Source organism: Pseudomonas phenolilytica (genome assembly GCF_021432765.1).
Taxonomy (GTDB): domain Bacteria; phylum Pseudomonadota; class Gammaproteobacteria; order Pseudomonadales; family Pseudomonadaceae; genus Stutzerimonas; species Stutzerimonas phenolilytica.
Genome location: NZ_CP058908.1, coordinates 648,232 through 667,345 on the forward strand (window position 1 = coordinate 648,232; position 19,114 = coordinate 667,345).

17 protein-coding genes are annotated in these 19,114 nt (G+C 61.0%); 2 read left to right on the forward strand and 15 right to left on the reverse strand.

The window, feature by feature from the left end:
* The first annotated feature begins 14 nt into the window (after positions 1 to 14).
* Positions 15 to 902 carry a metal ABC transporter ATPase gene (locus HU825_RS03155; protein WP_234302885.1) on the forward strand — a complete coding sequence of 296 codons (888 nt, stop codon included), beginning with the start codon at positions 15 to 17 and terminating at the stop codon, positions 900 to 902.
* A 23-nt stretch (positions 903 to 925) separates the two neighbouring features.
* Here the strand turns inward: HU825_RS03155 and hldE are convergent, their stop codons facing one another.
* Both hldE and msbA read right to left on the reverse strand, forming a co-directional pair.
* Positions 926 to 2,347, reverse strand: coding sequence for a bifunctional D-glycero-beta-D-manno-heptose-7-phosphate kinase/D-glycero-beta-D-manno-heptose 1-phosphate adenylyltransferase HldE (gene hldE, locus HU825_RS03160; RefSeq protein WP_234302886.1), 1,422 nt, complete (start codon positions 2,345 to 2,347; stop codon positions 926 to 928).
* A gap of 85 nt (positions 2,348 to 2,432) precedes the next feature.
* Positions 2,433 to 4,238, reverse strand: a complete 1,806-nt coding sequence (msbA, locus tag HU825_RS03165) for a lipid A export permease/ATP-binding protein MsbA (RefSeq protein WP_234302887.1) — start codon at positions 4,236 to 4,238, stop codon at positions 2,433 to 2,435.
* Between the two features lie 34 nt (positions 4,239 to 4,272).
* On the opposite strand from msbA, the gene HU825_RS03170 reads away from it, so the two are divergent.
* Entirely contained in the window at positions 4,273 to 4,881 is a 609-nt protein-coding gene (locus HU825_RS03170; RefSeq protein ID WP_102827928.1) for a lipopolysaccharide kinase InaA family protein, read from the forward strand.
* Here the strand turns inward: HU825_RS03170 and HU825_RS03175 are convergent.
* The 13 genes from HU825_RS03175 to waaF form a co-directional block, all read right to left on the reverse strand.
* Positions 4,860 to 6,032, reverse strand: a complete 1,173-nt coding sequence (locus tag HU825_RS03175) for a hypothetical protein (protein ID WP_234302888.1) — start codon at positions 6,030 to 6,032, stop codon at positions 4,860 to 4,862. The genes HU825_RS03170 and HU825_RS03175 overlap by 22 nt on opposite strands.
* A 9-nt stretch (positions 6,033 to 6,041) precedes the next feature.
* Positions 6,042 to 6,842: a polysaccharide pyruvyl transferase family protein gene (locus HU825_RS03180; RefSeq protein WP_102827930.1), complete on the reverse strand. Its 801-nt coding sequence runs from the start codon at positions 6,840 to 6,842 to the stop codon at positions 6,042 to 6,044.
* A gap of 1 nt (position 6,843) precedes the next feature.
* The gene (locus HU825_RS03185) at positions 6,844 to 7,815 is read right to left on the reverse strand and encodes a glycosyltransferase family protein (protein ID WP_234302889.1); all 972 of its coding nucleotides are present in this window, start codon (positions 7,813 to 7,815) and stop codon (positions 6,844 to 6,846) included.
* 217 nt (positions 7,816 to 8,032) lie between these two features.
* The gene (gene pseB / locus HU825_RS03190; RefSeq protein ID WP_234302890.1) at positions 8,033 to 9,031 is read right to left on the reverse strand and encodes a UDP-N-acetylglucosamine 4,6-dehydratase (inverting); all 999 of its coding nucleotides are present in this window, start codon (positions 9,029 to 9,031) and stop codon (positions 8,033 to 8,035) included.
* A 5-nt stretch (positions 9,032 to 9,036) separates the two neighbouring features.
* Positions 9,037 to 10,137 (reverse strand): hypothetical protein, encoded by a 1,101-nt coding sequence (locus HU825_RS03195; RefSeq protein ID WP_234302891.1) that lies wholly within the window; start codon positions 10,135 to 10,137, stop codon positions 9,037 to 9,039.
* Between the two features lie 64 nt (positions 10,138 to 10,201).
* Positions 10,202 to 11,953 (reverse strand): carbamoyltransferase family protein, encoded by a 1,752-nt coding sequence (locus HU825_RS03200; protein ID WP_234302892.1) that lies wholly within the window; start codon positions 11,951 to 11,953, stop codon positions 10,202 to 10,204.
* Between the two features lie 100 nt (positions 11,954 to 12,053).
* Entirely contained in the window at positions 12,054 to 13,493 is a 1,440-nt protein-coding gene (locus tag HU825_RS03205; protein WP_234302893.1) for a lipopolysaccharide kinase InaA family protein, read from the reverse strand.
* Positions 13,490 to 14,245 carry a lipopolysaccharide kinase InaA family protein gene (locus tag HU825_RS03210; protein ID WP_043295466.1) on the reverse strand — a complete coding sequence of 252 codons (756 nt, stop codon included), beginning with the start codon at positions 14,243 to 14,245 and terminating at the stop codon, positions 13,490 to 13,492. The genes HU825_RS03205 and HU825_RS03210 overlap by 4 nt, the downstream gene beginning before the upstream one ends.
* Positions 14,242 to 14,979, reverse strand: coding sequence for a lipopolysaccharide kinase InaA family protein (locus tag HU825_RS03215; protein WP_234302894.1), 738 nt, complete (start codon positions 14,977 to 14,979; stop codon positions 14,242 to 14,244). The genes HU825_RS03210 and HU825_RS03215 overlap by 4 nt, the downstream gene beginning before the upstream one ends.
* Positions 14,976 to 15,791: a lipopolysaccharide core heptose(I) kinase RfaP gene (gene rfaP, locus HU825_RS03220; RefSeq protein ID WP_054094039.1), complete on the reverse strand. Its 816-nt coding sequence runs from the start codon at positions 15,789 to 15,791 to the stop codon at positions 14,976 to 14,978. The genes HU825_RS03215 and rfaP overlap by 4 nt, the downstream gene beginning before the upstream one ends.
* Before the next feature lie 121 nt (positions 15,792 to 15,912).
* Positions 15,913 to 17,034, reverse strand: coding sequence for a glycosyltransferase family 4 protein (locus HU825_RS03225; protein ID WP_234302895.1), 1,122 nt, complete (start codon positions 17,032 to 17,034; stop codon positions 15,913 to 15,915).
* A complete protein-coding gene (gene waaC / locus HU825_RS03230) occupies positions 17,034 to 18,035 on the reverse strand; it encodes a lipopolysaccharide heptosyltransferase I (RefSeq protein ID WP_234302896.1) in 1,002 nt (333 codons plus the stop codon). The genes HU825_RS03225 and waaC overlap by 1 nt, the downstream gene beginning before the upstream one ends.
* Positions 18,036 to 19,070 carry a lipopolysaccharide heptosyltransferase II gene (gene waaF, locus HU825_RS03235; protein WP_043295461.1) on the reverse strand — a complete coding sequence of 345 codons (1,035 nt, stop codon included), beginning with the start codon at positions 19,068 to 19,070 and terminating at the stop codon, positions 18,036 to 18,038.
* Positions 19,071 to 19,114 lie beyond the last annotated feature (44 nt).

Sequence of the window (19,114 nt, forward strand, 5' to 3'; positions counted from 1 at the left end):
CCAGGAGGAACCGCATGCCGACCGTTCTGCTGCGCAAGAGCCCCACCGCCTTCAAGACGCTGCCGCTGTACGTCGAGGCCAACCCGGACCGCCTCAATTACCAGAGCCTGGGCCGGCCGCTGAACTTCGGCGAAGTCATCGAGCGTCGGCGCCCGGTCGAGGTCCCCAGCACCCACCGCTTCGCCCTCGAGCTGGCCAATCTGGGCGTTTCGGTGCGCCTCACCCTCGGCTGGCAGGATCGCGAATACTGGGTGCTGGTACGCCAGCAACGGCTGGATCGCGGCGACGTGGTACTCAAGCTGATCTCCGGCTACGTGCCGGCTCACGAACTCAACCTGCCGCTGCTCACCGCCATTCAGGAAATTGCCGAGGAGTGCCTGCTGGAAACCCCGGAAGGCTGGCTGAGCGGTCGCTTCGGCGATACCTGGCTGCCGGCGCCATACGAAGGCCCGCTGCAGTACCGCGAAACACCGCACTTCTCACTCGCCTCGCTGACCGGCGCCACACGACCCGTGCACTGCAGCGAGCGGGTGCTGATGGAGCGCCCACGTGCCTATGTGCACTTGCCCACGGCCTCATTGCAGCTGGTTTACGACATGCGTCTGGAAGTGCCGAAGGACGTGCATCGGCCAAGCCTGTTCCATGTCGACGAGCGCCTCGAGGACGGCGAACTGGTCGCCCGACTGGATCGCAGTCAGGCCGATCTCTACCTGATTCCGCTGCAGCATGGCGAGCCGCAGGAGCAGCTGCTACAGCTGCACAACGGCCGTCTGAGCCCGGTGGCGACCCGCGGACTGTGGCTGTCGGAAAGTTTCGCGCCGCAGGACGGCTGGGTGGTGCGCGACGAGCGCATTCGCTGGAAGGACTGGTGGATCGGCCGCGCCCTGGCCGTCGCGCGCTGAGTGGCGACGGCCGGGCGCGGCAGCTAGGCCTTGCGGATCTTCTCGACGATGGCGGTGGTCGAGCTGTTCTCTACCAGCCCCAGCACACGCACCTCGCCGCCATAGGCGCGGACCAGCTCGGCGCCGACCACCTGATCGACACCGTAGTCGCCCCCCTTGACCAGCACATCGGGGCGTACCTGAGCCAGCAGCGCCTCGGGGGTGTCCTCAGCGAAGCACACCACCCAATCCACCGCCTCCAGACCGGCGAGCACCGCCATGCGCCGGTCGACGCTGTTGATCGGCCGGCCCGGCCCCTTCAGGCGGCTGACCGAGGCGTCGTCGTTGACCGCGACGATCAGCCGGTCGCCCTGGGCACGCGCCTGCTCCAGATAGGTCACGTGACCGGCGTGCAGAATGTCGAAGCAGCCGTTGGTGAAGACGATCTTCTCGCCCTGGGCGCGGGCATCCTCGACCACGGTGAGCAGTTGCTCCACCGTCATCATGCCGCGCCCGGAGCCTTCCTCGCGCTGGATCGCGCGGCGTAGCTCAGGCGCGCTGACACAGGCGGTGCCCAGCTTGGCGACCACGATGCTGGCGGCCAGGTTGGCCAACGCAACGGCCTGCGGCAGCTCGGCACCGGCGGCCAGCGCAGCGGCCAGTGTGGAAATCACGGTATCGCCGGCGCCGGTCACATCGAACACCTCGCGCGCCCGCGCCGGCAGATGCAGCGCGGCGTGTTCGGGACGCAGCAGGGTCATGCCGTGCTCGCCGCGGGTCACCAGCAGGGCGTCCAGCTGCAGGCGGCGCATCAGCTCGGCGCCCTTGGCGACCAGCTCGGCCTCATCGGCGCAATGCCCGACGATCGCCTCGAATTCGCCGAGGTTCGGCGTGATCAACGACGCACCACGATAGATCTCGAAATCCTTGCCCTTGGGATCGGCCAATACCGGAATCCCGCGCCGCCGAGCGGCCTGGATCAGCGCCTGATGATTCTTCAGCGCGCCCTTGCCGTAGTCGGACAGCACCAGCACCTTGACCCCGGCCAGCAGCGCCTCGACCTCGGCCAGGATCGCGGCCGGATCGGTATCGAACGGCTCCTCGAAATCCATGCGCAGCAATTGCTGATGACGGCTCATGACGCGCAGCTTGACGATGGTCGGCTGGTGCTCGATGCATTGGAAATGCGCTTCAACGCCGGCGGCAGCGAGGCTGTCGACCAGGCTCTGACGCGCTTCATCCTGGCCGGTCACTCCGATCAGCCGGGCAGGCGCGCCCAGCGCGGCGATGTTCAACGCAACGTTCGCCGCACCACCGGGGCGATCCTCGATCTGCTCGACCTTGACCACCGGCACCGGCGCCTCCGGTGAAATGCGCGACGTGCCGCCATGCCAGTAGCGATCGAGCATGACGTCACCCACCACCAGGACGGGGGCTTGGTCGAAACGGGGCATGGACAGCTTCATTGAGAGGGCTCCGGGGCGCTGGAAAACGCCGCGGATCATAGCATGCCGGCGCGCCGCGGCTCGCGCGGCCCAGCAGACACGCGGATCACGCCGGCTCGTCGTCCTTGAACTGCTTCTCGTGCAAACGAGCATAAGCACCGTTGGCCGCCAGCAGCTGCGCATGGTTGCCGCGCTCGACGATACGCCCCTGCTCCATCACCAGAATCAGATCAGCTTTCTCGATGGTGCTTAGACGATGGGCGATGACCAGCGTGGTGCGGCCACTCATGGCGTGGTCCAACGCGCTCTGGATATGTCGCTCGGATTCGGTGTCCAGCGCCGAAGTCGCCTCGTCGAGGATCAGTACCGGCGCGTTCTTCAACAGCGCGCGGGCGATCGCCAGACGCTGGCGCTGACCGCCGGAAAGCAACACACCATTCTCGCCAACCAGCGTCTGGTAGCCTTGCGGCATCTGCTGGATGAACTCGTCCGCATAGGCATCGCGAGCCGCGCGCTGGATGTTTTCCAACGGGGCACCAGCCAGATCGCCGTAGGCGATGTTGTTAGCGACAGTGTCGTTGAACAAGGTCACCTGCTGAGTCACCAGAGCGATATGCCGGCGCAGGTTGCGCAGCGTGTAGTCCTCAATATCCACACCGTCGAGCAGAATCTGCCCTTGATCGTGGTGGTAGAACCGCGGAATAAGATTGGCCAGGGTGGATTTGCCACTGCCCGAACGGCCGACCAGCGCAACCATCTGCCCCGGCTCGACATTGAAGCTGATGTCGTGCAGCACCTGCTTATCGGTGCCCGGATAGACGAAGCTCAGCCCGGTGATTTCCAGACGCCCCGCCACTCGCTCACGCTCCAACGTACCGCCATCGACTTCCGAGGCTTCGTCCAGCTGCTCGAAAATGCTTTCGGCACCGGAAACACCCTTTTGTATGGTGGAACTGACCTCGGAGAGCTGCCGAATTGGTTTCGGCAGCAGGCCGGCCAGGGTGATGTAAGCAACCAGATCGCCGGCAGAAGCATCGCCGCGCATGTACAGCACCAGAAACATCAGCACTGCCATCGCGCTGTAGATCACCAGCTGCAGCGTCGGCGTATAAACTGCGTTGGTCTTGACCATGCGCAGCTGCTTGCCGGTGTTGTCCTGACTCGCCCCGAGAAAACGCGCCTGCTCGTAGGCCTCGCCACCGAAACTGCGCACTACCCGGTAACCTTGAATGGTCTCCGAGGCCACATGGGTGACATCGCCCATCGCGACCTGGATTTTCTTGCTCTGCTTGCGAAATTTCTTGCTGGCACTGGACACCATCACACCAATCACCGGCAGGATCGCCACCATCACCAGCGTCAGCTTCCAGTTCATCCACAGCAGCGTCGCGAACAGAAAGATCACCGTCATACCCTCGCGCACCACCACCTTGATCGCATCGGTCGCCGCTCCGGTGACCATGGTCACGTTGTAGGTGATGCGCGAGATCAGATGCCCGGAGTTGTGGCTGTCGAAGTAGCGATTGGGGAGCGTCAGCAGGTTGTTGAACAGCGCTACACGCAGGTCATGTACCAATCCCAGCGAGACGCGGGCGAGGAAATAGTTGCCAAGAAACGAACCGACACCCTGCAACAGCGCGATGACCACGATCAGCAAGGGCACCGCGTGCAGCAGCTTCAGCCCGGCCAGCCACTCCAGCTCGTTGAGATGAGGTACCTGGGCAAAAAAACTGGCGTCCGGGTTGTTCAGCCCATCGACGAAGAACTTGAGGATGTAGCCCAGCATGGGCTGGGTGGAGGCGAAGAGCAGGAAGCCGAGGATGCTGATTGCGAACAGGCCCGAATAGGGGAGTACGTAGCGCAGCAACCTCAGATACACCTTTACGCTGGATTGCTGGGTAGAATTGGCCATTCGGCAAGCCCCATGAAATGGCTAGAGGAACAAGATGCGGATTGTATCAGCGCAGGAGCTGGAAGATTGGTTGGCCAGTGGTGAGGTTCTGGAGAAGGACGCTCGTGGGCCGAAGGTAATCGCGCTGGAGGATGGTCTGTTCCTAAAGATATTTCATACTCGGCGACAACCTTGGTTAGCACGTTTGCGTCCTGCAGCCTCACGTTTCGCCCACAATGCCGAGCGGCTACGTCTGGCTGGCATACCAGTTCCCGAGGTACGGGAGCAGCTCTGGTTGAGTCGGCAAGCAGGACTCAGTGCCTGCCTATATCGACCCCTTCCCGGACAATCCATCGAACAGCTTTATCTTCAAGCCCCCCAAAATGCGGAACAGCTGCTGCCTGCACTCGCCAGTTTTATCTATCAACTTCACCGTAGCGGCATCTACTTCCGCTCCCTGCATTTGGGCAACATCTTGCTGTTACCGGATGGCGGCCACGGCTTGATCGACATCTTGGATTTGCAGTGTAAACGCCAGCCTCTCAGTCCCTGGCTGGTGCAGCGAAATTTCCAGCATCTGAAGCATTATCTGGGCCGGCGCAAGTTGACTGAATTCCCCATCGACAGCCTGATCGCACATTATCAACTCTGCGCTGAGCGCTGAATATAGCGTGATTGAAAATATTCCCGTACCGCACCTCGCTGACTATCCACCACAGCCATAAACACTGGCAGCCAAAAATAAATCCATAACGGTTGCGGTGAAGTCAGCACACCATTACTGGTTGTCAGCAAGCAGCCCCAGCCAAGCAGTGCAAGTAGTAGCCAACGCGATCGGAAACGCCATGCGCAATGTAGCCACAGCAATGCAAAAAGACTGAACAACAAGCCACCTAACAGGCCATTGCGGTAGAGCATGGCAAAGTAACCACTATGTGGATGTTCAAACCTACCCAGGAACCGATACCCATCGATACCACAGCCGAACCAGACACCACATTGATTGACCAAGCGCGACCCAGCATCCAGCCATATATCCAAGCGATAGCTGAAACCACGACGCAGCAGCAACTCGTCACCGCCCAAGGCATATAACAGAGCCACCAATAGAAGAAGCACCGCCAATCCCAGCAGAAACATGCGCCGATATAGTAAATAACCGAAAAAGAACAAGATGAAGCCTGCCACTGCCGAGCGAGATTGAAATATAGTAGCGCACAACAAAATGACAGAACCCAGCAACAGCAACCCGACTGCCAAGATCAACGGCGAGCGCCGTTCAAATAAATCCGCTACTCGAAAAAGCCAAAGAAAAATCAGTGCATTACTGATCAGCAATGAGAAGTGCACCGGATTAATCGGCACGCCAAGAAAGTGACCATAGCGCACCCATTTTCCAGTCTGCAACCAGATCCATAGCCAGTCGAGGGCAATGAATACCAAAATGCCCAAACTGATCCAGGCGCATAGATCGTAAATCGCCTGCACATCCCAGCGTCGGCCCTGCAATAACAGGCAGCTGGCGCAAAAAAGCAGCAGATACAGTGCTTTCTTCAGGCCAGCCGCATCGCCCGCATCCAGCGCAACTAATGCCACCAGCAGTATCACCAGCCAGCCAAAAGGACGGACCAGTACGATCAAGGCAGCCGGTCGCAATAGCAACCACCCAAGGCAGGGTAAGGCCAAGCCAGCATAGAAGATATTATTGATTGCCTTGGAAGACAGCGGTAGATAGAACGCTAAGCAGAACAATCCGAACAGTGTGGCATACAACCAAGGACCGTAGCGCAGCCACTCCTTGCCAAACCACGTCATTAGAAAACCTCAAAAAAAAGGAAAAGAGCGCAGCAGGCCAGCCTGCAAGCCAGATAACCCCGGACGCACATATTCGCCAATCAACTCAGCCACATCCTGTCGTATAAGACGCTCTAGTGCAGAAGAGCATAAGGGTTCGGGCTCGTTCAGCGAGAAGGCCGAGTAGTAGTCAACAAATTTGAAATCAGAAATCAGCCCGCTCGACAGACGCAGACGTCGATTAGGCACCTCGAATGCATCCGCCACGATCAGTCCGTGCATGCTTGAAGAAAGCACGAAATCACAAGCCTGTATCGAACGTAGCACTTCCTCCACGGGCCAGAAAACATCAATTAGCAACACTCCGGGCTGCTTCGATGCATCAATTATGGCGGGATGCTGGCGATCGACATAATGCGGAATGATGCCCACCTTGTGAGTCTTGGCCGGCCTGGCCTTGCCGCCCCACCAGTGATTGGCCAGCAACCCCGGATCGCCCAGGGCTGGGCTGCCACGCAAACCAATTACCTGCTCACAGCTTTTGACACCCCGTAGCGCATGATAATGATGTCGCGCGGAGAAGCTTAGCCCTGGCGCATCCGTGCCGGCCCCCCAGATATGCAAGCGATGCGGTAAGAAAAAACGCTTGGCCTTACGCTCCCTCGGCAAGATTGAGCCAATAGCCATCATCTCTGCCCGATTTATCGGTGCGTAAACCACCGGCTTACCTGCCAACATCTCAACCAGCAGCGGAGACAGATAATCACCAAAATTTTGCTGGCTAGGATCGCTACGCCCCTTGCCACGGCACCAGTAAAGTTTAATTGCCATTCTAGATTCTCAATCCATATCGAATGCGCACCCAGGTCCGTTGCCAGAAGGTCAATCCTGGCCAAGGCCGCATGGGCTCGATAATTGCCCTCGCCAGATCTCGTCCGACACGAGTGAAGGTATACCGCTGGCGGGCAAACGCCTGTCCCGATCTGGCGATGCGTTCCACTAGAGCGGGGTCCTCCTTGAGGCGTTCAAGCTTTGCTATTCCCTCCTCGACAGAGCGATAGAGCATGACATTATCGCCATCCCTAAAGCCCATAGCCGCATCTTCTTCCTCGCCCTGACTCCAGGCAAGCAGCGCACAGCCGCAAGCCATGGCTTCGAAATTCTTAATCATATATTCGCCCATACCCACATCAGCACTGACGAAGATACGGATACGATTAAGCAACTCCACATATTGCTGACCTGAGTCGGTACGCGTTATCAACAGTTCGCTCCTTGCGGCGATAGAGTTCAGCATTTCCCTGCGTCCCTCATAGGAATGGCCATTTACGCTACCAAGGAAAGCAGCCGTAATATCGCGCTCAGTACCTTTATCCAGCACCAATTGCTCGTCGTAGCCTTTAGAAATGAAATGCGCATCCACACCTTCGCTACGCAGGCGCTTAGCAACTCCCAAGCCAGAGCTAAGGACCCTCGCCCAAGGCAACTTTCGATAAAAGAGAGAATAAAGGCGATAGTATTTACTTCCCGGCATGTAATTCTGGCAAGCGTCATGTTCCAGAAATACTAGACCAGGAACGCACCGCAGCACATCAACTTGACGTCGTAGACGCTTCAAGCGTGAGAAAATCACTACACGGTCATAGGTCGAACTGTTGCAATGGCGAAGTACCCGTCCTATTTTTTTTTGCTGCGACTTACTCAAGCGGATGATGTCGCAATCACCAAGAGCCAAGCGAGTTGAGTCATACAGATGATCGAGATTGATGCGCTGCTCATCCATCACAAGCATCAAAACTTTCACAGACTTTTCATCTCCAAAAAGAACTAAATCGCAAATAGCACCCTTGAAAAAACTTTATACGACTCTATAAAAATCGCTGAAGCTATATGTATTAGGTATCACTGGCGCATGATGGTGCCTACCTACTGGGCCACAGCATCATCGAAACACGGCACCATCGGCTCCTGGGTAAGAAAATTAACAGCCCCTACCACTGCATCGATGTCGGCCTAGGAGATTAAATATTCCCGATCTTTTCGCGATTGGCCTCGATCCAGGCTTGCAGTTCACTGTCGCTCATCCACTCGCTATTGTTGTTGCTGGCATAGACGAAGCCCTCCGGGACCTTCTTGCCGGCCTTGATACGCTTCAGACAGGTGGCCCAACTGTGAATGGACGGCAGAATTTTGAAATGCTCGGGATACTCGTAGGTGTAGTAAGCATCCTCGGCACTGATCATCTGCTCGTGCAGTTTCTCACCAGGGCGGATACCGATGATTTCCTGGCGAGCCTCGGGGGCAACGACGCGGGCTAGGTCGGTGACCTTCATCGAGGGGATCTTCTTCACATAGATCTCACCGCCTTCCATGTCGTTGAAGGCATGCCAGACCAGCTCCACGCCCTCCTCCAGGGAGATCATGAAGCGTGTCATGCGCTCGTCAGTGATCGGCAGCACCCCTTTGTCCTTGATGGACATGAAGAACGGAATCACCGAACCGCGTGACCCCATGACGTTGCCATAGCGCACCACCGAAAAGCGGGTACCGTGCTCGCCGGAATATGAGTTGCCAGCAACGAACAGCTTGTCAGAAGCCAGTTTGGTGGCGCCATACAGGTTGATCGGACTGCTGGCCTTGTCGGTGGACAGCGCAACCACGCCCTTGATGCCCTTGTCGATACAGGCATCGATCAGGTTGATGGCGCCGTCAACGTTGGTCTTGACGCACTCGAAGGGGTTGTATTCGGCGGTCGGCACGATTTTAGTGGCGGCAGCATGCACCACATAATCGACCCCATCCAAGGCTCGGTAGAGGCGATCCTTGTCTCGCACGTCGCCAATGAAGAAACGCACACGGCTGTCGCCCTCGAACTTCTTGGCCATGTCCCACTGCTTCATCTCGTCACGGGAAAAGATGATGATTTTCTTTGGGTTGTACTTGGCCAGGGTCATCGGCACAAATGTGTTGCCAAACGAGCCGGTCCCACCGGTAACAAGGACGACCTTATCTCTCAACATACTGTTCACCTAACAAGAAGACTGGCGGATATGGCTTCAGCAACCCGTTGATTTGCCAAACGATCCCGTTGGCCAAAAACCCAGGAAAAATACTCCTGACGCCGCTGTGCACGATCATCTCGCTCCAGCAAAGCTCTTTCGATAGGAACGGAAAGATCCACTCCCTCTTCTTTTACAAATACCGAGGGCCCACACTCGTAAAGCGTCAACAGCTGCGCCATGTCGTCAGGGTGCATCCCCTCATCACGCCCCATTTGGGCCATTACGTCCCGCGAAAGTTGGGGGGTCTCGATCAACAGTTGCGGCACATCGTAGAAAAGTGACTCCTCGGCCGGAGAGTTGGCATCCGACACCACCAAATCCGCCACGGATAGCAGCGCCGAGAGAGGATAAGACGTTAAGTCCAGCAGCGTATGCGGGCGCCGTTGAACCAACGCAGCCACTCGCCGAAAGCTATCACGATCCTTCGCGCGCGAGGTCAGCGCCTGGCTGGGATGGGGGCGCAAGATGAGATTGAAATGCGACGGGACGTTCTGCACCAGGCTTTCTGCCAGCAGATCCCACGAACCAACGCCACGCCGACTCGGCGTAAAAAGTATGGTTTGCCGGTCCGCTGCCAATCCCAAACCAACCAGCACAGACTCGCGTTGAGCCGGCGACTGCTCGGGAAACTCGCAAAAAGGGAGAAACCCTGTCGCAGCGGTATTGACCCTAACTTGGTCGGAAAACCGGTCGATCATCTGCTGCATACGCGGCCCAATCACACAGAGCAGATCGAAATGTGCATTGCTGAGCAACGCATCCTTGCTCAGCAACATGTAGGTGCCATGAAAAACCGTACACTTCTTCGCCGCATAGGGCTTCAGGAAACTGCGATAAGGCGATCCAGTAACGATCACATCGGCGTTGTTCAACATCCGGTTACCCATTGCCAACCGCCCCAGCCACCTCGAATACCGAGCCTGTTCAAGCTGAGGGTAGAGCTTGCGAGCAGCCATCAACGTCGAGCGCCGGCTTGAAACAAAGGTGCCGGGTAGCAGGGCAGCTACCTGCGCCAGGTGAGGAACAGCCTGAAACATCTTCGAGAAATAAACGATACGGCCCATCTCACCTGTCCCTGATGCAACTCAAAATAGCCGAAGCCGGCAGGTGCCATACGCACCCAATCGTCTAATGCAACTCATACCTCCCCCCTTCCTTCACCACCAACACATCCTCCATGATCAGATACTGCAGATCCGACCCATAGAACATATTCAGCGCATCGGTCGGCGAGCAGATCATCGGTTCGCCGCGGCGATTGAGGGAAGTATTCAAAGACACGCCGTTGCCGGTGAGCTTTTCCAGTTCGAGCATCAGGTCATACCAACGCGGATTGTATTCGCGCTTCAGGACTTGGGCGCGGGAGGTGCCGTCCTCGTGGACGACTTCGCCGACGCGCTCTTTCCAGCCTTCGTTGACTTCGAAGGTAAAGGTCATGAACGGGCTCGGGTGGTCGACCTTGAGCATCTGCGGCGCGACGGTGTCGAGCATCGACGGGCAGAACGGCCGCCAGCGTTCGCGGAACTTGATTTGCTCGTTGATCCGGTCGGCCACGCCCGGCACGCTGGGACAGCCGATTATGGAGCGACCGCCGAGGGCACGCGGGCCAAACTCCATGCGGCCTTGGAACCAGGCGACCGGATTGCCGTCGACCATGATCTTGGCGATGCGCTCGGGCACGTTGTCGATCTTCTGCCATACGGGCTTGTTAGGGTGGCGCGCGCAGGCCGCGATAATGTCCTCGTTGCTGAAGCTCGGACCGAGATAGACGTGCTCCATCTTTTCCACCGGCACGCCGCGCTGATGGGAGATGTAGGCAGCAGCACCGACCGCAGTACCAGCGTCGCCAGAGGCAGGCTGGACGAACAGCTCCTTCACTTCGGGGCGGGCAATGATCTTCTGGTTCAGCTTGACGTTCAGCGCGCAGCCGCCAGCGAAAGCGATCTTGCCGGTTTCGCGGATGATGTCGCCCAGGTAGTAGTCCATCATCTCCAGCGCCAGCTTCTCGAACAGCGCCTGCATGCTGGCGGCGTAGTGGATGTAAGGATCGTCAGCGATGTCGCCTTCGCGCTTGGGACCGAGCCAGTCGATCAGCTTGGGCGAGAAGTAGTAGCCCTTGCCGTTTTCCTTGTAGCGACGGAAACCGATAACGTTGGCGTAATCGGTGTTGATGATCAGCTCGCCGTTCTCAAATTTCGCCAAGCGAGAGAAATCGTACTTGGCCGCGTCGCCGTAGGGCGCCATGCCCATGACTTTGAATTCGCCATCGAGCATCTCGAAGCCGAGGTATTCGGTGATCGCTCCGTACAGACCGCCCAGCGAGTCCGGATCGTAGAATTCCTTGATCTTGTGGATCCTGCCGTTCTCGCCCCAGCCGAAGAACGTGGTGGCGTACTCACCCTTGCCGTCGATGCCCATGATCGCGGTCTTCTCGGTGAAGCCGGAGCAGTGGTAGGCACTAGAGGCGTGGGCCAAGTGGTGCTCGACCGGCTGCAGCTTGACCTTTTTCAGATCGAAGCCAAGCTGCTGCAGGCACCACTGGATGCGCTTCTTGTAGCGATAATAGCGACGGTTGCCCATGAGAATGGCGTCGAGCGCGCGGTCCGGGGCGTACCAGTAGCGCTTGGCATAGTGCCAGCGGGCTTTCTCGAAAATACTGATGGGCGCGAAGGGAATCGCCACCACGTCGACGTCGCTCGGCTTGATACCGGCCTGCTCCAGGCAGAACTTGGCGGATTCGTAAGGCATGCGGTTCTTGGCATGCTTGTCACGCACGAAGCGCTCCTCCTCGGCAGCAGCGATGAGCTTGCCGTCGATGTAGAGGGCAGCGGAAGGATCATGGCTGAGGGCGCCGGAAAGGCCGAGAATCGTCAATGCCACGGATGAAAGCCTCTTGAAAAGCGAGCTGAACGCCTGAAGCCGGAGGCTTGAAGCAACAGCGGATGTTTAGTTCAGCTCCGCAGAGCGTGTTCTTCCAGCTTCAAGCATCGGGCTCCAAGCTGTCCTTCGGTATTCGTTCGGCCAGTAGCCGATGCAGCGCAGAATCTGACGGCCAGTTGCGCAGAAAACGTGCGCGATCACGCGTATAGGCGCGCCTGAAGCCCGCCTCGCTGCGGTGCTGCTGCGCAGCATCCAGATCGATCAGCGTCCAACGCCCCTGATTCCAGAGCAGGTTGGTGCCCTTAAGATCACCGTGGCTGATGCGCTCGCGACGTAGCGCGGCGAACAACTGATCAAGCGCCAGCAACTCGATTTCGGGCGGCGAACCGGCGAGGTATGGCTGGAAACGCGCAATTATATCCTCGCCGCCGCTGTATTCGGTAATCAGATAGCTGCGTTGGCGCAGGCCCAGCCAACGGCGCTCCAGCATGGCCAGCGGTCGTGGCGTGGCGATGCCGAGAAAATCCAGGCGATTTCCCTCGACCCAGCTGTGCCAGGCACGACTGGGCCGCCAGCAGCGACGCAGCCAGTGGCCCAGGCCCTTGATGTTGTAGCGCTTGATCACCAGCGGCCGGCCGGCTGTCTCGATCAGCGCCACGCTGGCACTGCCGCCCCGCTTCATTGCACGCCCGGACTCGAGCGCCATATCCGGCGCGTCCAGCAGACTCTCCAGTACAGTCGCCTCACTGCGACGAACGATGCGTAGCTCACTCAGGCTGCGCCTTGCGCTGAACAGCGAGCAGTCGCGGCCAAGCTTGCCGAGATAGTCGCGCAGTCGCCAGCGACGTACGCCCGCGATCTCCCGCAGCAGAGCTTCCAACGGCAGAGCATGCTCACCATTGACCAAGATGTAGTGCACCAGCAGCTCTTCGATGTACGGTTCCAGGCCTGCCGGCAGCTGCGCGAAGAACACGCCGAGGTTAGCCAGTACCTTATCGCGTGCCAGCGGTTGGCCCGGAGTCTGCGCCTGAATGCCGCCGCCATCGATGATGAAGAGATGGCCATCATGTCGCAGCAGGTTGTCCAGGTGGAGATCATCCTGCCACAGGCCGCGCGCGTGTAATTGCGCGATGGCGCCCAGCGCGGCGCCCAGTACCGTCTGCTGGAGATCGGACAACGGCGGTTCGTGCTCCACTGCCCGCCAGGCCTGCTCCAGACTTTCGGCGCCGACGAGGAAGTCGAAGAGCAGCCAGCCACCCTGCCCGGCCTCGAAGCCCTCAGCGAGCAACGCCGGGGTGCTCATGCCCTGCTCGGCCAATAAGCGAGCGCCCTGGCGCTCGCGCTGGAAATGGCGCTCGGCCTTAGCGCCGACCAGCAGCTTGGCCAGCACAGTACGCCCCTGCCATTCGGCCCGACCTACATATCGCTGCCCCGGCAGTACACGCAGCCACTGCAGCACGCGCAGTTCGCCGACGGGGAGCAGAAGCGTCAGAGGCAATGTTGGCGAGCGGCCGCCACGGGTGAGTTCGTTCAGTTTCATGCACGCGCCTGCTTGCTGCGTCGGCGGCCGGCGATCCTTTCCAGCCAAGTGTCGATAAGCGGATCATCCTCATCTCGTTGCAGATAGCCCGCCAACAGATGCCGCACTTCGTTCTGGCTCCAGGTCGCGGCACGGCGCAACAGCGCTTCGAGATCGACGATACGATCATTACGCCCGGGCAGCAGCAGCCGGGTCTTTTCCAGATCGATAAGGCAGGCTTCGTAGCGCTCTCCGACCGGACGCAGAAAGATGTGCTTGGGATAGAAACAGCCATGGCGCTGACCGGCCGCATGCAGTGTGCGGGCGAGTTCAGCACAGGCTCGCAGCACGGCCGCCCGAGTTGCCAAAGGTTGCTCACTCCAACCGATCAGCCAGCTGTCGAGGTCCCGCCAGCCATCAAGAGCGCGGGTGAGCAGGATGGCACGATGCTCGCCGGCGACTCGCCGCGCGCCGAAGTACGCGGCCTGCAGCGCCGGTATACCCAGGCGCTGGTAGCGCTGAATGTTGCGAAACTCGCAAGCAAAGGTCGGCTCGCCGAACGGATGGCGCAGACTGTGGGTCAGGTAGTTGCTCTGTCGCTTCAGGTAATAGGTCGTATCGCCCAATTCCAAGCGGAACACGCTACTCCAGCCGCCGCGACTGGTATTGGGCATATCGACCGAATCGAGCTGCACGGCCCAGAGCGCATCGAAGCTGGCCAGCCCGTGCATGTCGAGCAAGAGCCGATCGGCGACGGAAAAAAACTCGCTCATTCGCGTCCCTCAAAATACTCAAGCACCTGCCCGATCAGCGCTCGATCGGCCGGTATCAGCCGCCCACGCCGCTGGTACTGCAGGTAGAAGCGCAGGCGCTGAGTGCGACTCAGATGGTACTTGGCGACCTTGTCCAGGCAGGCCAGGTCCTTGATGATGCGTCGACGCAAGAAAGGCCCCCACCAGAAGTTGCCCGAGGGGCAGTCAATCAGGAACAGCTCGCCGTCCTCATTGATCAGCAGGTTGCGCCATTTCAGGTCGTTGTGGGCGAAATGATGGTCATGCAGGGTGCGGGTGGCATGCGCCAGTTGGCGACTGATGCGCGCGACCCAGTGGCGATCGCCAAGACGCGGGTCGTTGTTCGTCGCCATTGCCGCCATGTCGACGGTATTGGGCACCTCCAGCGTGATCAGCGCCCCGCGCAGGAATGCACCTCCACGGCGCTCCATCCCCCAGGCCACGACTGGCGCGACGGGAATACCCCAGCGCGCAAAGTGCCGCAGGTTCTGCCATTCGGCCTTGACCCGCGGACGTCCGAGAAAGCGCCGCAAACCTTTCCCAGCCGCCCAATAACGTTTGACGTAATAGCGCAAGCCGCCGCACTCGACGCGGATCACCTCGGATAACGGATCGCGGGCAATCGCCTCGCCGGTCAGCGCGAACACCGTCGGCAGATCGGCGAACGCCGAGGCTGCCTCGACGGGCATGCCGGATGCGAGCTGCCAGCCACTCACGCCTGTGCGCCCGGTGCGTACTTGCGCGCATAGCGACTGGATAGCCGCTCGGCCTTGCGCTGCAGCCAGGCGAGCAGACGCGCCTCGTCGTGCAGGATGTCGCGCAAGGGCCGCTGAAAGTAGCCGCGCAGAAAGCGCAGCCTATCGCCGCGCGTCAGGCCGATGCCCAGCGCCGAGAAGTACAGCCCGGCCAGATCCTTGTCGCGCCAGCGGCGCGGTGTCTGCGCTCGGGTCTGGGCACGGTGCAGGTCGATCAGCGACAGCCGCAGGTCGTTGGCAGATACCGGACGCTCGGTGTGCAGCAGGAAATGGCAGATATAGAAGTCGCGATGGTTGACCCCTGCGCGGTGCATGGTGCCAGCCATGCGCGCCACCTCGGCAATCAGCGCACGCTTGAGGGTCGGCGCCGGCGGCTGCTCGCGCCAGTTCGCCGAGAAATCCTCAAGGCTGACGGTCGGTGCCAGCTCTTCGGTGATGATGAACGAATGCTGACTGGCTGGATTGGCGCCGCGCTCGCCGTAGGCCACGGCGGTCATGGTCGGTACGCCGACTTCGTGCAGGCGCTGGATCGCCCGCCACTCCTGGCCTGCACCGAGTACCGGAGCCTTGACGGTGAGCAGATTCTTGACTATCTCGCCCCAGCCGATACCGCGGTGAATCTTGACGAAGTAGCCGCGCCCCTCGACCTCGGTGCGCAGCGTGCGACGGCCTTCCAGTTCGCGGTAGACCTGGCCTTCGAGGCGCTCGACCTCCGCGAAGGCATCCTTGCCCCGCCACAGGGTCTTGAAGGGTTCGGCGAGGATCAGTTGCATGGCGGCCCCTCCGCCGGACGGGTAACGACGTAGCCTTGTCCACCGCAGGCGCGGTGCGACAGCGCCGACAGATAAGCGCTACGGGTCTCATCCAGCCTGCGGGACAGGCAGCGAGGCTGGATCATGCGCCCTCCCCGAGGATCACGTCGGCCGCCATCTGCGGCATGGAATACAGATCCGCGGTCTCGGCATAAGCCAGTGCGTTGCGCCGCCAGCGGGCACGCTGCTCGTCGTCCGCGAGCGTCTGCGCCAACAGTTGATCGAGCGTCGCCTGCTCGAACGGACTGGGCACCACGCAGCCGCAGGCGGCGTCTTCGATGTAGTGCGCGTAGCCACAGACGTCGGTAACCAGCACCGGCAATCCGGCGACCAACGCTTCCAGCAGCACAGTGCCGGTGTTCTCGTTGTAAGCCGGGTGGATCAGCAGGTCGGCGCCGAGCAGGAAGCGCGGGATGTCGCTGCGCCCCTTGAGGAACTCGACCATGCTGGAAACGCCCAGCGTCTTGGCCTGCAGCTTGAACGGCTTGGGATCGTCCTGGCCGATCACCAGTAGCCGCGTGCGCTGCTTCAGCTCGCGCGGCAATGCGGCGAGCGCCTTGAGGCTGCGGTCGACGCCCTTGGTCTTGAAGCCGGAGCCGATCTGCACGAGCAGCAGCTCGTCGGGGCGCAGCTCGAACTCCTCGCGAAACTCGGCGCGGATCGCTGCGGCATTGGCCGGCGCGCGGCGATCCGCGGCGATGCCCGGCGGCAGCAGATGAAAACGCTCGGCCGGTGTGCCGTAGTGCTTGACGAACAACGGCTGCTGCACCTCGGAGATCATCAGGATCTCGGTCTTCGCCTGGGGCGCGAACACCGCGCGCTCGTACTCGGCGAAGTGCTTGTAGCGGCCCCAACGGCGGTAGATCGGGTTGCGCAGCGTCTGCGCCTTATCCTCGAAGCAAGGATCGGCGGCGTAATAGACGTCGAGCCCCGGCATCTTGTTGAAACCGATCACGCGGTCCACGGGACGACGCGCCAGATCGGCCTCGACCCACGCGGTGAAGCGCTCGTTACGGGTGTGGTTGAACAACGCCTTGACCGGCGCAATCAGCACGTCGAAACCGGCCGGCACCTCGCCTTCCCAGATCATGGCGTAGACGCGGATGGCATGGCCGCGACGCTGGCATTCCAGGGCGATGCGCATGAAATCGCGCTGCAGCCCGCCGAAGGGGAAGTATTTGTAGAGGATGAACGCCAGTTGCATCAGTCGGACTCCGTGGCCCGCAGCAGGGCATTCAATTCAGCGACGACGCGCTCGGGGCGCAACTCGTCGAAACAGGGCCGGTGCCGGTCGCCGCTGCCGGCGTTCGGCCCGCTGGCGCACAGGTGCACCTGCGAGCGCCCGTAGGCGCCAACGCGCCCGGGCAGCGTCGGACCATAGAGCGAAATGCTCGGCACATCCAGCGCCGCCGCCAGATGACCGAGGCCGGTATCCACCGCCACGCACGCGCGCGCGCCGGCGATCACCCGGGCGATACCCGCCAGATTCAGTTTCGGCAGCACCGCCGCGTTGCCAATGCCGTCGGCGATGCGCTCGGCGCGGGCCTTCTCCTCGGCGCTGCCCCACGGCAGGCGGATCGCCCAGCCGGCACCGCTCATGCGCTCGGCCAGCGCGCGCCAGTAGGCTTCCGGCCAATGTTTGCTCGGCCAGGTGGTGCCGTGGAGGAACAGCAGGTACGGCTGCTCGCCCGACGCGGCCATCCGCGCGCGGTCCAGCCCGTAGTCGCCAATGCCGGCCGGCAGCGGATAACCGAGCGCCTGGGCGAACAGCTGGCGCACCCGCTCCAGCGCGTGCTGCTCGCGCGGCACGGCGTAACACCGGTCATAGAAGCGCGCGGCCAGCGGCTCGCGGGCCGAATCACGGTCCAGGCCAGCCACCGGTGCCTTGACGTAGCGGGTCAGCCAGGCGCTTTTCAGCAGCCCCTGGGCGTCGATCACCAGGTCGTAGCGCGTTTCGCGCAGGCGCGCCTTGAAGCGCCGCCATTCACCGGAACGCAGGGTCTGCCACGGGCTCTTGCGCCAGCGACGGATGGCCACCGGAATCACCTGATCCACCGCCGGATGCCAGGTGGGAATCTCGGCGAAGCCTTCCTCCACCACCCAGTCGAAGCGGATGCCGGGTATGGCCCGCTGTGCGTCGGTGAGCGCCGGTAGCGTATGCACGACGTCGCCCAACGAAGAGGTCTTGACCAGCAGCACCTTCAATCAGCGTACCTCGACCGGCTGCGGCAACAGCCGCCCCAGCGCCTCGATCACGCGAGCCGGGTCCAGCTCGCGCAGGCAGTTGGTATGGCCGAAGCGGCAGGTGCGCTCGAAGCACGGGCTGCACTCAAGGCCCAGACGCACGACCTCGACCTGCTCGGACAACGGCGGGGTGAACGCCGGTGAAGTCGAGCCGTACACCGCCACCAGCGGACGGCCAAGCGCGGCGGATACGTGCATCAGCCCCGAGTCGTTGGACACCACCGCCTCGGCGCAAGAGAGCAGGTCGATCGCCTCGGCCAGGCTGGTCTCGCCGGCCAGGTTCACAGCCTCCTCGCGCAGGCCGGGAATCAGCCGCGCGCGGATGTCTTCGCCGACCGCATGGTCGTTCTTCGAGCCGAACAGCCAGACCTGCCAGCCTTCGCGGATCTTCGCCTCGGCAACCTGGGCGAAGTGCTCGGCCGGCCAGCGCTTGGATTCGCCAAACTCGGCCCCCGGACACAGCGCCAGCACCGGCTGCTCGACATTCAGGCCGAAGCGCGCCAGCGCCGCCGCGCGCGTCGTCGCATCGATACGCAACGACGGATGCGGATAGGGCCGAGGCAGTTCGGCATCCGGCTCGAAGGCCAGCGCCATGAAACGCTCGATCATCAGCGGATAGCGCTGCTTGTCGAGCTTGCGGATATCGTTGAGCAGGCCGAAGCGCATCTCACCGCGCCAGCCGGTGCGCTTGGGAATCCCGGCAAGGAATGGTACCAGCGCGGACTTCAGCGAGTTGGGCAGCAGAATGGCCTGCTGATACTGGCCACGCAGGCCCTGAGCAACCTTGCGCCGGGTCGCCAGGTCGAGCACGCCGTGGCCGAGCGGAAAGCTCAGCGCCTGGCGCACTTCGGGCATGCGCTCGAGGATCGGCCGGCTCCACTCGGGCGCCAGCACGTCGATCTGGCAGTCGGGGTGGCGCTGTTTGAGGCAGACGAACAGCGTCTGCGCCATCACCATGTCGCCGACCCAGCTGGGACCTACGATCAGAATATTCATAAGCGGGGAGTCATCAGCGTGAAGCGGAAAGCCGGCGCTGGCGT

What these genes read in the sequence shown, in the direction of transcription:
- HU825_RS03155 (WP_234302885.1), top strand. Translation starts at nt 15, where the DNA reads ATGCCGACCGTTCTGCTGCGCAAGAGCCCCACCGCCTTCAAGACGCTG.
- hldE (WP_234302886.1), bottom strand. Translation starts at nt 2,347, where the DNA reads ATGAAGCTGTCCATGCCCCGTTTCGACCAAGCCCCCGTCCTGGTGGTG.
- msbA (WP_234302887.1), bottom strand. Translation starts at nt 4,238, where the DNA reads ATGGCCAATTCTACCCAGCAATCCAGCGTAAAGGTGTATCTGAGGTTG.
- HU825_RS03170 (WP_102827928.1), top strand. Translation starts at nt 4,273, where the DNA reads ATGCGGATTGTATCAGCGCAGGAGCTGGAAGATTGGTTGGCCAGTGGT.
- HU825_RS03175 (WP_234302888.1), bottom strand. Translation starts at nt 6,032, where the DNA reads ATGACGTGGTTTGGCAAGGAGTGGCTGCGCTACGGTCCTTGGTTGTAT.
- HU825_RS03180 (WP_102827930.1), bottom strand. Translation starts at nt 6,842, where the DNA reads ATGGCAATTAAACTTTACTGGTGCCGTGGCAAGGGGCGTAGCGATCCT.
- pseB (WP_234302890.1), bottom strand. Translation starts at nt 9,031, where the DNA reads ATGTTGAGAGATAAGGTCGTCCTTGTTACCGGTGGGACCGGCTCGTTT.
- HU825_RS03195 (WP_234302891.1), bottom strand. Translation starts at nt 10,137, where the DNA reads ATGGGCCGTATCGTTTATTTCTCGAAGATGTTTCAGGCTGTTCCTCAC.
- HU825_RS03205 (WP_234302893.1), bottom strand. Translation starts at nt 13,493, where the DNA reads ATGAAACTGAACGAACTCACCCGTGGCGGCCGCTCGCCAACATTGCCT.
- HU825_RS03210 (WP_043295466.1), bottom strand. Translation starts at nt 14,245, where the DNA reads ATGAGCGAGTTTTTTTCCGTCGCCGATCGGCTCTTGCTCGACATGCAC.
- rfaP (WP_054094039.1), bottom strand. Translation starts at nt 15,791, where the DNA reads ATGCAACTGATCCTCGCCGAACCCTTCAAGACCCTGTGGCGGGGCAAG.
- HU825_RS03225 (WP_234302895.1), bottom strand. Translation starts at nt 17,034, where the DNA reads ATGCAACTGGCGTTCATCCTCTACAAATACTTCCCCTTCGGCGGGCTG.
- waaF (WP_043295461.1), bottom strand. Translation starts at nt 19,070, where the DNA reads ATGAATATTCTGATCGTAGGTCCCAGCTGGGTCGGCGACATGGTGATG.